We start from the raw sequence: 13,176 nt of genomic DNA, 5'->3' as shown, positions 1-13,176 counted from the left end.
TTTCCATGTTCACCTCGCGTCGTTTGATTATTGTCGCTACTGCTGTGGCCTTGTTGTCCGGCTGCGCTTCGCCTAACCCCTATGACAACCAGGGGCAGGCCGACGGCGGTTCGTCGGGCATGAGCAAAACTGCAAAATACGGTGGCCTGGGTGCCCTGGCTGGTGCATTGGCCGGTGCTGCCATTGACCACAACAACCGTGGCAAGGGCGCGTTGATCGGTGCCGCCGTAGTGGGTGCCTCCGCCGCCGGTTACGGTTACTACGCCGACCAGCAGGAGAAGAAACTGCGCGCCAGCATGGCCAATACCGGGGTTGAAGTGCAGCGTCAGGGTGATCAGATCAAGCTGATCATGCCGGGCAACATCACGTTCGCCACTGACTCGGCGAACATCGCCTCAAGCTTCTACCAACCGCTGAACAACCTGGCCAACTCCCTGCGCGAGTTCAACCAGAACCAGATCGAGATCGTCGGCTACACCGACAGCACCGGCAGCCGTCAGCACAACATGGACCTGTCCCAGCGTCGTGCCCAGAGCGTGGCGACCTACCTGACTTCCCAGGGTGTGAGCAGTGCCAACCTGTCCGCTCGCGGTGCTGGTCCGGATAATCCGATCGCCAGCAACGCCGACGTCAACGGCCGAGCACAGAACCGTCGTGTTGAGGTCAACCTCAAGGCAATCCCGGGCCAGCAGTATCAGCAGCCTGGTCAGCAATACCAGCAGCCCTACCAGCAGCAAGGTCAGCAGTACTGATTGAGTCGACTGGAATCCCAGATATAAAAAAGCCCGCCCGATGCAAATCGGGCGGGCTTTTTAATGACTGAAGCGGATTACTTCTTCAAGCCGTATTGCTCGTCGAGCATGCCCGGAGCGTTTGGTGTCTTCGGTGCGTAGTCCCGTGGTGGCTCCTGATCCCGCGGTGGAGTCAGACGCTCCCGCGGAGCTTGTGCCGACTCCGAGTGCAGTGCGGCCAGCAGGCGTTGCCGGGTCAGCTCGTCCAGGGCCAGGCGATTGGCACCCTCGGCGAGATGGTCCTGCACTTCCTGATAGCTCTGGGTGAGCTTTTTCACCAGGGTGGCAGTGCTGTTGAAATGGGTGACCACTTCATTCTGATAATTGTCGAAACGTTCCTGAATATCGTCCAACTGACGCTGCGTGCGGTTAGGCGCGGCATTGGGCAGCAGGCGAGCAACCAGGAATCCAATGGCGACACCCGCGACCAGGGCAAGAGTCGGCAACAACCAAACTAAGAGCGAGTGTTCCACGAGTCCTTCCTCTATAAACGGCTTTGCTTTACGTTAACGGCTCGAACCTGCGCTGTATACCGCGATTCACTCGCAATAGATTGGCACAGACCATTTGCTAGACGAGTCGACCCCCTTCGAGGTCACGGAGTTCCTTCCTTGCTAATGCGTGAAACCCCTGTAGTGATTGCCGGCCCGGTGGGCCAACTGGAAGCCCTGTATCTGGAGGTGCCCGATCCTCGCGGCGTGGCACTGATTTGTCACCCCAACCCGGTGCAGGGCGGCACCATGCTCAACAAGGTGGTGTCCACCTTGCAGCGCACCGCACGGGATGCCGGTCTGATCACCTTGCGTTTCAACTATCGAGGTGTTGGTGCCAGTGAAGGCAGTCACGACATGGGCAGTGGCGAAGTCGATGACGCCCAGGCTGCCGCCCAATGGTTGCAGGCCAAGCATCCGGAGCTGCCCTTGACCCTGCTGGGGTTCTCCTTCGGCGGTTTTGTCGCCGCCAGCCTTGGCGGGCGCCTGGAGGCCCAGGGCGTGCAGCTCAAGCACCTGTTCATGGTGGCGGCGGCGGTGACCCGTCTGCGCGATACCGACCTGCTGCCGGAAAACTGCCCGCTGACCCTGATCCAGCCAGAAACCGATGAAGTCATTGACCCTCAAGCGGTCTATGACTGGTCCGACGCGCTTGTTCGCCCCCATGAGCTGCTGAAAGTGGCAGAATGCGGGCACTTTTTTCATGGCAAGCTCACTGATCTCAAGGATCTGGTGCTGCCGCGACTTTCGAATTGATAGCAGTCTGATAAGCGATTACCCATGACTACTCGTACGCGTATCCTCACCGGCATCACCACCACCGGCACCCCGCATCTGGGCAACTACGCCGGCGCGATTCGCCCGGCGATCCTCGCCAGCCGCGACAGCAATGCCGACTCCTTCTACTTCCTGGCCGACTATCACGCGTTGATCAAGTGCGATGACCCGTTGCGCATTCAGCGTTCGCGCCAGGAAATCGCGGCTACCTGGCTGGCAGGTGGTCTGGATGTGGAGCGTGTGACTTTCTACCGTCAGTCGGACATTCCGGAGATTCCGGAACTGACCTGGCTGCTGACCTGTGTCGCCGCCAAGGGTCTGCTCAATCGCGCCCATGCTTATAAGGCATCGGTGGACAAGAACCTCGAAACCGGTGAAGACCCGGATGCCGGCATCACCATGGGGCTCTATAGCTATCCGGTGCTGATGGCTGCGGACATCCTGATGTTCAACGCACACAAAGTGCCGGTGGGTCGTGATCAGATCCAGCACGTGGAAATGGCCCGGGACATCGGTCAGCGGTTCAACCATCTGTTTGGTCAGGGCAAGGAGTTCTTCACCATGCCCGAGGCATTGATCGAGGAAAGTGTTGCCACCCTGCCTGGCCTGGACGGTCGCAAGATGTCCAAGAGCTACGACAACACCATTCCGCTGTTCACCAGTGCCAAGGACATGAAGGATGCGATCTCGCGGATCGTCACCGATTCCAAGGCGCCGGGTGAGGCCAAGGACCCGGACAACTCCCATCTGTTCACTCTGTTCCAGGCGTTTTCTACCCCGTCGCAGGCCGCCGAGTTCCGTACTGAGCTGTTGCAGGGGCTGGGCTGGGGCGAAGCCAAGAACCGTCTGTTCCAGTTGCTGGATGGCGAATTGGGTGAGGCCCGTGAGCGCTACCACCAGTTGATTGCCCGTCCCGGGGACCTGGAAGACATTCTGCGTGCCGGTGCCGCTAAAGCTCGTGCCGTGGCCACGCCGTTCCTTGCCGAGCTGCGCGAAGCCGTGGGCTTGCGTTCCTTTGCCAGCCAGGTGCAGGTTGCCGCCACGACCAAGAAAAAGACCGCCAAGGCCGCGCGCTTCATCAGCTTCCGTGAAGACGATGGTAGCTTCCGTTTCCGCTTGCTGTCCGCCGATGGTGAGCAGTTGCTGCTGTCGCGCAACTTCGCCGACGGTAAGGCCGCCGGTGCGGTGACCAAACTGCTGCAATCGGGGCAGGAGCTGGATCTGCGTAGCGAAGCCGGCAGTTTCAGCGTTTGGCTGGATGGCGCCTGCGTGGCTGACAGCCCAGCCTTCGCTGACACTGCCGCGCGTGACGCAGCCATAGATGCACTGCGGATTGCGCTGACCCCGGCGCAGGACTAATCGGAATCTTCCCGACCAAGGGCTGATTGCCATTCCCCAGGGCCGTCGCTAAAGTGACGGCCCGTTTTTGTTGCCTTGCTAACGAATTATGACGCCCCTAGAACGATACCAAGCAGATCTGAAACGCCCGGACTTCTTTCATGACGCGGCACAGGAAACCGCTGTGCGTCATCTGCAGCGCCTGTATGAGGATCTGATCGCGGCCGAGCAAAACAAGCCGGGACTGCTCGGCAAGCTCTTTGGCAAGAAGGATCAGACGCCGGTCAAGGGTCTGTACTTCTGGGGGGGCGTAGGGCGCGGAAAGACTTATCTGGTGGACACCTTCTTCGAAGCCTTGCCGTTCAAGGAAAAGGTTCGTACGCACTTTCACCGCTTTATGAAGCGCGTACACGAAGAAATGAAAACTCTGGGTGGCGAGAAGAATCCGCTGACCATCATTGCCAAGCGTTTCTCACAAGAGGCGCGGGTGATCTGTTTTGATGAGTTCTTCGTGTCTGACATTACCGACGCGATGATTCTTGGCACCTTGATGGAAGAGTTGTTCAAGAACGGTGTGACCCTGGTGGCGACTTCGAACATCGTTCCGGATGGTTTGTACAAGGACGGTCTGCAGCGTGCGCGCTTCTTGCCGGCCATCGCCCTGATCAAGCAGAACACCGAGATCGTCAACGTCGACAGTGGCGTCGACTACCGTCTGCGGCATCTGGAGCAGGCGGAGCTGTTTCACTATCCATTGGACGAAGCTGCCCATGAAAGCCTGCGCAAGAGCTTCCGTGCGCTGACGCCAGAGTGCACTCAGTCAGTGGAAAACGATGTGTTGATCATCGAGAACCGAGAAATTCGTGCGCTGCGCACCTGTGATGACGTGGCCTGGTTCGACTTCCGCGAACTGTGCGATGGCCCTCGTAGCCAGAACGACTACATCGAATTGGGCAAGATCTTCCATGCGGTACTGCTCAGCGGCGTGGAGCAGATGAGCGTCACCACGGACGATATCGCTCGGCGCTTCATCAACATGGTCGACGAGTTCTATGACCGTAACGTCAAGCTGATCATCTCCGCCGAGGTCGAACTCAAGGACCTCTATACCGGAGGGCGCCTGACGTTCGAGTTCCAGCGCACCCTCAGCCGGTTGCTGGAGATGCAGTCCCACGAGTTTCTGTCGCGGGCGCACAAGCCATAATCTCGAGCCAATGAAAAAGGGCCTGCATTGCAGGCCCTTTTTTTATGCCGCCTGTTGCTGGAACTGCTGGCGGTATTGATTGGGGGAGAGTTCGGTGTGCTGGCGGAACAGGCGGGCGAAGAAGCTGGCGTCGTCGTAGCCGACTTCATAGCTGATGGTCTTGATGCTCTTGCGGGTCCCTGAAAGCAGACCCTTGGCGGTTTCGATGCGTAGACGCTGCAGGTAGTGCAGGGGCTTGTCACCGGTAGCGGTTTGAAAGCGGCGCATGAAGTTGCGAATGCTCATGCCATGTTCGCGGGCCACGTCTTCGAAGCGGAACTTGTCTGCGAAGTGCTCTTCGAGCCAGTGCTGGATCTGCAGGATGATCACATCCTGGTGCAGCTTCTGGCCGCCGAAGCCGATGCGCCCGGGGGCGTAGCTGCGTTGCACTTCGTAGAGGATGTCCCGAGCTACTGCTTGGGCTACGTTGGCTCCGCAGAACCGCTCGATCAGGTAAATGTACAGGTCGCAGGCCGAGGTGGTGCCGCCGGCGCAGTAGAGGTTGTCAGCGTCCGTCAGGTGCTTGTCCTGATTGAGCTGGACCTTGGGGAAGCGTTCGTTGAAGGTGCTGAAGAAGCGCCAGTAGGTGGTGGCTTCCTTGCCGTCGAGCAATCCGGCTTCAGCCAACCAGAAAACCCCGGTGGCTTCACCGCAAAGCACCGCGCCGCGGGCGTGCTGGGTACGCAGCCAGGGCAGTATCTGTGGGTAACGCTGGCACAGGGTGTCGAAGTCATCCCAGAAGGCCGGGAGAATGATCACTTCGGCATCTTCCAGCGCACCATCCACCGGCATGATCACATTGCTGAAGCTGCAGACCGGCTGGCCGTCGGGGCTGACCAGGCGAGTTTCGAACGCCGGAGTCAGGCCTTGGCCCAGTTGTTTGCCGTAACGCAGGCTGGCCAGATGAAAAAAATCCTTGGCCTGCATGAGGGTGGAAGCGAAAACCCGGTCGATAGCCAGGATGCTGACGCGCCGCAAGGGCGTGGAGGTTTGGTTAGACATAATTCAATTGTTCTTATAGGGGAAAGTGGTCACCAGACGGCTGGATCGTCTTATTTTTTGTCGGATGTGTCCAGTGTCCCGTGCAGGTGCCTGGGCTTAGGCTCTGGCAGCCAATCCCGATCAACAACAACCACAGGTGGCTGCATGATTCCCAGAACTTTGTTCAGTTCCGAGCACGAACTCTTCCGTGACAGCGTGCGCAGCTTTCTCGAGAAGGAAGCGGTGCCCTTCCATGGCGATTGGGAAAAGCAGGGCTATATCGACCGTCAGCTGTGGAGCAAGGCGGGGGAGGCAGGGATGCTCTGTTCGCACATCCCGGAGCAGTACGGCGGCTTGGGTGCTGACTTTCTCTACAGCACTGTAGTGATCGAGGAGGTCGGTCGCTTGGGGTTGACCGGCATTGGCTTTTCCTTGCATTCGGACATTGTCGCTCCCTATATCCTGCATTACGGCAGTGAAGCGTTGAAATTGAAGTACCTGCCCAGGCTGGTGTCGGGTGAGATGGTCACCGCTATCGCCATGACCGAGCCGGGGGCGGGCTCCGACCTGCAAGGGGTGAAGACCACCGCGGTGCTTGATGGTGACGACTATGTGATCAATGGCTCCAAGACATTTATCACCAATGGCTTTCTGGCCGATCTGGTGATTGTGGTGGCCAAGACTGATCCCAAGGCGGGAGCCAAGGGCACCAGCCTGTTTCTGGTGGAGGCCAACACTCCGGGGTTCTCCAAGGGCAAGCGACTGGAGAAGGTCGGGATGAAGGCCCAGGACACTTCGGAGCTGTTCTTCCAGGATGTGCGGGTGCCCAAGGAAAACCTCTTGGGGCAGGCCGGGATGGGGTTTGCCTATCTGATGCAGGAATTGCCTCAGGAGCGCCTGACTGTGGCGATTGGCGGGCTGGCCAGCGCTGAGGCCGCTTTGCAATGGACTCTGGAGTACACCCGTGAGCGCAGGGCATTTGGCAAGGCAATTGCCGATTTCCAGAACAGCCGCTTCAAGCTGGCGGAAATGGCCACGGAAATTCAGATCGGCCGGGTCTTTGTCGATCGCTGCCTGGAGCTGCATCTGCAAGGCAAGCTCGATGTGCCGACTGCCGCTATGGCCAAGTACTGGGGAACTGACCTGCAGTGCAAGGTGCTCGATGAATGCGTGCAGTTGCACGGTGGCTACGGTTTCATGTGGGAGTATCCGGTCGCCCGGGCCTGGGCGGATGCCAGGGTGCAGCGTATCTACGCGGGGACCAACGAGATCATGAAGGAAATCATCGCTCGTTCATTGTAGAAGCCGGTTCGCCGGCGAATCGAACGAAGCGCATTGCGCGTTATGTTCATTCGCTGGCAAGCCAGCTCCTGCGGGAGCGTTATGGTGCGGGGTTGGGGTGGTCCTTATGGATTGCTTCGATTCCGGCCAGCACTTCTTCCGACAGCTTCAGTTCGGCGCTGGCGATGTTGCTGTCGAGCTGTTCCAGGGTCGTGGCACCGATGATGTTGCTGGTCACGAACGGCTGTTGGGTGACAAAGGCCAGGGCCATTTGTGCCGGATCCAGGCCGTGCTCGCGGGCCAGAGCCACGTAGCGGCTGCAGGCGGCTTCCGACTGTGGGTTGAAGTAGCGGCTGAAGCGGCTGTAGAGGCTCAGTCGCGCCTTGGCTGGGCGGGCGCCATCTTCGTACTTCCCGGACAGAAAGCCGAACGCCAGGGGCGAGTAGGCCAGCAGGCCGCACTGTTCGCGAATGGCTATTTCCGCCAGGCCCACTTCAAAGCTGCGGTTGAGCAAGTTGTAGGGGTTCTGGATCGAAACGGCCCTTGGCCAGCCGCGGCTTTCGGCCAGGGCGAGGAACTTCATGGTTCCCCAGGGTGTTTCATTGGACAGGCCGATATGGCGGATTTTGCCGGCCTTGACCTGCTCGTCCAGGGCTTCGAGGGTTTCTTCCAGCGGGGTGAAGTCTTCGTCGGCCTGGTGCTTGTAGCCCAGTTGGCCGAAGAAGTTGGTGCTGCGCTCGGGCCAGTGCAGTTGGTAGAGGTCGATCCAGTCAGTCCGCAGGCGCTTGAGGCTGGCATCCACGGCTTCAATAATATGCTTGCGGTTGTGCTTGAGCTGCTTATCGCGGATGTAGTCGATGGTGTTGCCCGGGCCTGCGATCTTGCTGGCCAGGACCCAGTCGGCGCGGTCGCCGCGTTGCTTGAACCAGTTGCCGATATAGCGTTCGGTGGTGGCGTAGGTTTCGGCCTTGGGGGGCACCGGATACATCTCGGCGGTGTCCATGAAGTTGATTCCGGCATTCTTGGCCCGCTCGATCTGAGCGAAGGCCTCAGCCTCGGTGTTCTGCTCGCCCCAGGTCATGGTTCCCAGGCAAATCGCACTCACATTCAGATCGGTTCGGCCTAGCTGGCGATAGTCCATCGGGTGCTCCCTCGGCAAAACAATCATAAAAGCAGGTTGAAATTTTTTTCGCAATCTGCATAATTCGGCAGCTCTTTCTGCAGTGGAAGTGATGCGCCGCCTGCCGAAGAATCTTGCCGTATTTCAGACGCGCTGACCCGAGCCCCCGATAGCGTCTGTGTCCGGCTGCCTTTGACCTTGTCAAAGTACGCACTATTCAGTAAGATCCGCCGTCTATTTTGCTGGGCGGCCCCTGAGGCTATAAAGAATGAAAACTTTTACTGCTAAACCGGAAACAGTAAAGCGCGACTGGTTCGTCGTCGACGCTGCAGGTCAGACCCTGGGTCGTCTGGCCACCGAAATCGCGAGCCGTCTGCGTGGCAAGCACAAGCCTGAGTACACTCCTCACGTTGATACCGGCGACTACATCGTCGTGATCAATGCCGAGCAGGTACGTGTTACTGGCGCTAAAACCACTGACAAAATGTACTACTCCCACTCCGGTTTCCCGGGCGGCATCAAGTCGATCAACTTCGAAAAGCTGATCGCTAAAGCCCCTGAGCGCGTGATCGAGACCGCGGTAAAAGGCATGCTGCCTAAGAACCCGCTGGGTCGCGACATGTACCGTAAGCTGAAAGTCTATGCGGGCGCTGCTCACCCTCATACTGCTCAGCAGCCCCAAGAACTGAAGATTTAACGGAATAGTTCATTATGTCGGCGACTCAAAATTACGGCACTGGCCGTCGCAAGACTGCAACCGCACGCGTTTTCCTGCGTCCGGGCACTGGCAACATCTCGATCAACAACCGCTCCCTGGATAACTTCTTCGGCCGCGAAACTGCCCGCATGGTAGTTCGTCAGCCGCTGGAGCTGACCGAGACTGTTGAGAAGTTCGATATCTACGTTACCGTTATCGGCGGCGGTGTAAGTGGTCAAGCTGGCGCAATCCGCCACGGTATCACTCGCGCTCTGATGGATTACGACGAAACTCTGCGCGGCGCTCTGCGTAAAGCTGGTTTCGTAACCCGTGACGCACGTGAAGTTGAGCGTAAGAAAGTGGGTCTGCGTAAAGCGCGTAAGCGTCCGCAATACTCCAAGCGTTAATTCGCTACTGCGTTCAAAAACGCCCAGTCTCCTCGCGGAGCTGGGCGTTTTTTATTGTCTAGAATTTGCGCTGTGACAACTTGCCACATCCGCGGAGGCCCTATACTACAAGGCTTCGGGCTGGGTCTGCTTGGTAATTACCTTGTCAGAATAGGGGCTTTTCATTACCATTCGGCAAAATTTTTATAAGTTCAGATTTTTACTTAGTAGATGCCTGATTTAACAGGCCACAAAGCTGATGGGAGAGGACTGAATGAGCAATGACGGCGTGAATGCAGGCCGGCGTCGCTTCCTAGTAGCAGCCACATCCGTGGTGGGTGCTGCTGGAGCGGTGGGGGCTGCGGTCCCGTTCGTGGGGTCATGGTTTCCCAGTGCCAAGGCGAAAGCCGCAGGTGCACCGGTGAAAGTGAATATCAGCAAGATCGACCCAGGTCAGCAGATGATTGCTGAATGGCGTGGTCAGCCGGTATTCATCGTCCGCCGGACTGAGGAGATCCTGGGGAATCTTAAAAAGATCGAGGGCCAGTTGTCTGACCCTGACTCCAAGAACTCGGTACAACCAACCTACGTCGACCCGGAAGTGCGCTCGATCAAGCCAGAAATTCTGCTGCTGATCGGTATTTGCACCCACCTGGGCTGTTCTCCGACCTTCCGTCCTGAAGTGGCGCCCGCGGATCTGGGCAAGGACTGGGTAGGTGGCTATTTCTGCCCTTGCCACGGCTCCCACTACGATCTGGCTGGTCGCGTCTATAAGTCGCAACCTGCGCCTTTGAACCTGCCAGTACCCCCGCATTCCTATGAGTCGGATGACATCATTGTCATTGGCGTCGACACGGAGAAAGCGTGATGAGCAAGTTCATGGATTGGGTCGATGCGCGCTTCCCCGCGACCAAAATGTGGGAAGACCATCTCAGCAAGTATTACGCTCCGAAGAACTTCAACTTCTTCTATTTCTTTGGCTCCCTGGCACTGTTGGTTCTGGTCAACCAGATCGTCACCGGCGTCTGGCTGACCATGAGCTATACCCCTTCGGCGGAAGAGGCCTTTGCTTCCGTTGAGTACATCATGCGTGACGTCGAGTACGGCGCGATCCTGCGTCTGCTCCATTCCACTGGCGCTTCGGCGTTCTTCATTGTGGTCTACCTGCACATGTTCCGTGGCCTGCTCTACGGTTCCTACCAGAAGCCTCGTGAGCTGGTATGGCTATTCGGCATGTTGATCTACCTGGCGCTGATGGCCGAAGCGTTCATGGGCTACCTGCTGCCCTGGGGCCAGATGTCCTACTGGGGAGCCCAGGTGATCATCTCGCTGTTCGGTGCGATCCCGGTCATTGGTGATGACCTGACTCAGTGGATCCGTGGTGACTACCTGATTTCCGGTATCACCCTGAACCGCTTCTTCGCCTTGCACGTGGTGGCCCTGCCGATCGTTATCCTCGGTCTGGTGGTGCTGCACATCCTGGCGCTGCACGAAGTGGGTTCGAACAACCCGGATGGCGTCGACATCAAGAAGAACAAGGATGAGAACGGCATCCCGCTGGATGGCATTCCTTTCCACCCTTACTACACCGTGAAAGATATTGTCGGCGTGGTGGTGTTCCTGTTCATCTTCTGCTCGATCGTATTTTTCTTCCCGGAGATGGGTGGTTATTTCCTCGAGAAGCCGAACTTCGAACCGGCCAACCCGTTCAAGACGCCTGAGCATATTGCTCCTGTTTGGTACTTCACTCCGTTCTACGCGATTCTGCGTGCGGTGCCTGACAAGCTAATGGGTGTTATTGCCATGGGCGCCGCGATTGCTGTCCTGTTTGTATTGCCTTGGCTTGACCGTAGTCCGGTCAAGTCCATGCGCTACAAAGGCTGGCTGAGCAAGATCTGGCTGCTGGTGTTCTGCATCTCGTTCGTGATCCTGGGTGTGCTGGGTGTACTGGCGCCGACTCCAGGGCGTACGTTGCTGTCGCAGGTATGTACCTTCCTGTACTTCGCCTACTTCATTCTGATGCCGTTCTACACCAGGCTCGAGAAGACCAAACCGGTTCCGGAAAGGGTGACTGGCTGATGAAAAAGCTATTTGCTGTACTGATTCTTGCTGCTATGCCTGTATTGTCTTTCGCGGCCGAGCACGGTGGTCCTGAGTTGGAAAAGATCGATATCGATCTGTCTGACAAGGCTGCCTTGCAAGACGGCGCGCGCACCTTTGCCAACTACTGCATGGGCTGCCACAGCGCCAAGTTCCAGCGTTATGAGCGAGTTGCGGATGACCTGGGCATTCCTCATGACCTGATGTTGAGCAAGCTGGTTTTCACCGGTGCGAAGATCGGTGATCACATGAACATCGGTATGCAGCCGGCGGACGCCAAGACTTGGTTCGGTGCTGCGCCACCTGACCTGACCCTGGTGGCTCGCGTTCGTGGTACCGACTGGCTCTATGGCTATCTGAAATCCTTCTATGAGGATCCGGCTCGCCCTTGGGGTGTGAACAACAAGGTTTTCCCGAATGTGGGCATGCCTAACGTCCTGGTCGGTCTGCAAGGCCGTCAGGTGGTTGGCTGCAAACAGGTTCAGATCGTCGAAGACGGTAAGAAGCAATACGATCCGCTGACCGGTACTCCTCTGACTCATGAGGCTTGTGATCAGCTGACGATCAAGGAAAACACCGGCACCCTCAATGAGGCGCAGTTCGATGAGAAGGTCAAGAATCTGGTGACCTTCCTGGCCTACTCGGCCAACCCGGTCAAGCTGCAACACCAGCGCATCGGTACTTACGTACTCTTGTATCTGGCCTTCTTCTTCGTATTCGCCTATCTGCTCAAGCGCGAATACTGGAAGGATGTGCATTGATAGCGTTTTAAGCGTCAGTTGTTGAACATGCGCGCCCAAGGGCGTCTCTGAAGCTGTAACAACCCTGTATCATTCGGGGGTTACCAGAGGCGCCCTGAGGGCGCGCTTGTTTTTTCTGCTTCCGATAATTTCAACAAGCGAGGAGGATCGCCATGGGCGTGACCAATCGGTTGGCCTGTTACTCCGACCCCGCCGACCACTATTCCCACCGGGTGCGCATTGTGCTTGCGGAGAAGGGTGTCAGCGCCGAGATCATCAGTGTGGAGGCGGGGCGTCAGCCGCCGAAACTGATCGAAGTGAACCCTTATGGGAGCTTGCCAACGCTGGTCGATCGGGACCTGGCGTTGTGGGAGTCGACAGTGGTGATGGAATACCTGGATGAGCGTTACCCTCATCCTCCATTGCTGCCGGTTTACCCTGTTGCGCGTGCCAACAGCCGTTTGCTTATACATCGCATCCAGCGTGATTGGTGTGGGCAGGTGGACCTGATTCTGGATTCGCGGACCAAAGAGGCGGTGCGGGTGCAGGCGCGTAAGGAATTACGCGAAAGTCTGACAGGGGTTTCTCCGTTGTTCGCCGATAAGCCATTTTTCCTCAGTGAGGAACAAAGCCTGGTGGACTGCTGCCTACTGCCCATACTCTGGAGATTGCCAATTCTGGGTATCGAACTGCCGCGGCAGGCCAAGCCGCTGCTTGATTATATGGACCGCCAATTTGCGCGTGAGGCTTTCCAGGCGAGTTTGTCTGGTGTCGAACGTGATATGCGCTGAGGCTTAAGGAGCCGCTATGAACTCCAGTCGACCTTATCTGGTCCGCGCGCTCTATGAGTGGATTGTGGACAACGATTGCACCCCGCACATGCTGGTCAACTCCGATTACCCGGCTGTGCAGGTGCCCCAGGGTTTCGCCAGTGATGGGCAAATTGTCCTGAATATATCTCCCAGTGCCGTGCGCCATCTGCATATGGACAATGATGCAGTCACTTTCGAGGGGCGCTTCGGCGGTGTACCTCATAGTCTGCACGTGCCGGTTGCTGCGATCCTTGGGATTTATGCGCGGGAGAATGGGCAGGGCATGGTCTTTGATCTGGAATCGCCTCTGGATGAGGAGGACGATATCGAGCCGGAAGACGACCTGCCTCCACCGGACAGCGAGCCGCCACGGCCTAGCGGCCGGCCGAGCCTGAAAGTGGTCAAGTAATAAAAAAGGC

At 57.7% G+C, this 13,176-nt stretch carries 15 protein-coding genes; 12 read left to right on the top strand and 3 right to left on the bottom strand.

Features of this window, described 5'->3' with window-relative positions:
- Positions 1-5: 5 nt before the first annotated feature.
- On the top strand, positions 6-752 hold the full coding sequence (locus tag ACSSVC_RS30025; RefSeq protein WP_346633849.1) for a YiaD family glycine zipper/OmpA-like lipoprotein: 747 nt from the start codon (positions 6-8) through the stop codon (positions 750-752).
- A 77-nt stretch (positions 753-829) separates the two neighbouring features.
- On the opposite strand, the gene ACSSVC_RS30020 is transcribed toward ACSSVC_RS30025, so the two are convergent.
- On the bottom strand, positions 830-1,264 hold the full coding sequence (locus ACSSVC_RS30020; protein WP_123724784.1) for a Z-ring associated ZapG family protein: 435 nt from the start codon (positions 1,262-1,264) through the stop codon (positions 830-832).
- Positions 1,265-1,408: 144 nt separating this feature from the next.
- On the opposite strand from ACSSVC_RS30020, the gene ACSSVC_RS30015 reads away from it, so the two are divergent.
- From ACSSVC_RS30015 to zapE, 3 genes are all read left to right on the top strand, one after another.
- Entirely contained in the window at positions 1,409-2,038 is a 630-nt protein-coding gene (locus ACSSVC_RS30015) for an alpha/beta hydrolase (protein ID WP_346633850.1), read from the top strand.
- 24 nt (positions 2,039-2,062) lie between these two features.
- On the top strand, positions 2,063-3,418 hold the full coding sequence (locus ACSSVC_RS30010; RefSeq protein WP_404937626.1) for a tryptophan--tRNA ligase: 1,356 nt from the start codon (positions 2,063-2,065) through the stop codon (positions 3,416-3,418).
- Positions 3,419-3,506: 88 nt separating this feature from the next.
- Complete coding sequence (zapE, locus tag ACSSVC_RS30005; RefSeq protein ID WP_346633852.1) at positions 3,507-4,601, top strand: cell division protein ZapE; 1,095 nt, start codon at positions 3,507-3,509, stop codon at positions 4,599-4,601.
- A 42-nt stretch (positions 4,602-4,643) separates the two neighbouring features.
- On the opposite strand, the gene ACSSVC_RS30000 is transcribed toward zapE, so the two are convergent.
- Positions 4,644-5,543 (bottom strand): GlxA family transcriptional regulator, encoded by a 900-nt coding sequence (locus ACSSVC_RS30000; protein WP_346633990.1) that lies wholly within the window; start codon positions 5,541-5,543, stop codon positions 4,644-4,646.
- 243 nt (positions 5,544-5,786) lie between these two features.
- On the opposite strand from ACSSVC_RS30000, the gene ACSSVC_RS29995 reads away from it, so the two are divergent.
- On the top strand, positions 5,787-6,923 hold the full coding sequence (locus ACSSVC_RS29995) for an acyl-CoA dehydrogenase family protein (protein WP_402884852.1): 1,137 nt from the start codon (positions 5,787-5,789) through the stop codon (positions 6,921-6,923).
- 79 nt (positions 6,924-7,002) lie between these two features.
- On the opposite strand, the gene ACSSVC_RS29990 is transcribed toward ACSSVC_RS29995, so the two are convergent.
- Complete coding sequence (locus ACSSVC_RS29990; RefSeq protein ID WP_346633854.1) at positions 7,003-8,043, bottom strand: NADP(H)-dependent aldo-keto reductase; 1,041 nt, start codon at positions 8,041-8,043, stop codon at positions 7,003-7,005.
- Between the two features lie 247 nt (positions 8,044-8,290).
- Here ACSSVC_RS29990 and rplM point away from each other — a divergent pair, with 247 nt between their 5' ends.
- From rplM to ACSSVC_RS29955, 7 genes are all read left to right on the top strand, one after another.
- Positions 8,291-8,719, top strand: a complete 429-nt coding sequence (rplM, locus tag ACSSVC_RS29985; protein WP_007928449.1) for a 50S ribosomal protein L13 — start codon at positions 8,291-8,293, stop codon at positions 8,717-8,719.
- A gap of 14 nt (positions 8,720-8,733) precedes the next feature.
- Positions 8,734-9,126, top strand: a complete 393-nt coding sequence (gene rpsI / locus ACSSVC_RS29980) for a 30S ribosomal protein S9 (RefSeq protein ID WP_003205364.1) — start codon at positions 8,734-8,736, stop codon at positions 9,124-9,126.
- A 253-nt stretch (positions 9,127-9,379) separates the two neighbouring features.
- The gene (gene petA, locus ACSSVC_RS29975; RefSeq protein ID WP_011063329.1) at positions 9,380-9,973 is read left to right on the top strand and encodes a ubiquinol-cytochrome c reductase iron-sulfur subunit; all 594 of its coding nucleotides are present in this window, start codon (positions 9,380-9,382) and stop codon (positions 9,971-9,973) included.
- A complete protein-coding gene (locus ACSSVC_RS29970) occupies positions 9,973-11,184 on the top strand; it encodes a cytochrome b (RefSeq protein WP_404937625.1) in 1,212 nt (403 codons plus the stop codon). The genes petA and ACSSVC_RS29970 overlap by 1 nt, the downstream gene beginning before the upstream one ends.
- Positions 11,184-11,966 (top strand): cytochrome c1, encoded by a 783-nt coding sequence (locus tag ACSSVC_RS29965; RefSeq protein WP_346633856.1) that lies wholly within the window; start codon positions 11,184-11,186, stop codon positions 11,964-11,966. Before ACSSVC_RS29970 ends, ACSSVC_RS29965 begins: the two co-directional genes overlap by 1 nt.
- A gap of 152 nt (positions 11,967-12,118) precedes the next feature.
- Positions 12,119-12,736 carry a glutathione S-transferase N-terminal domain-containing protein gene (locus ACSSVC_RS29960; RefSeq protein WP_102860311.1) on the top strand — a complete coding sequence of 206 codons (618 nt, stop codon included), beginning with the start codon at positions 12,119-12,121 and terminating at the stop codon, positions 12,734-12,736.
- A gap of 16 nt (positions 12,737-12,752) precedes the next feature.
- Complete coding sequence (locus ACSSVC_RS29955; protein ID WP_346633857.1) at positions 12,753-13,166, top strand: ClpXP protease specificity-enhancing factor; 414 nt, start codon at positions 12,753-12,755, stop codon at positions 13,164-13,166.
- Positions 13,167-13,176 lie beyond the last annotated feature (10 nt).

The sequence above is a fragment of the Pseudomonas sp. E1BtOHC1 genome, from assembly GCF_058744285.1.
The sequence above is the reverse complement of the archived record's forward strand: the minus strand, read 5'-3'. Positions and strand labels throughout refer to the sequence as shown.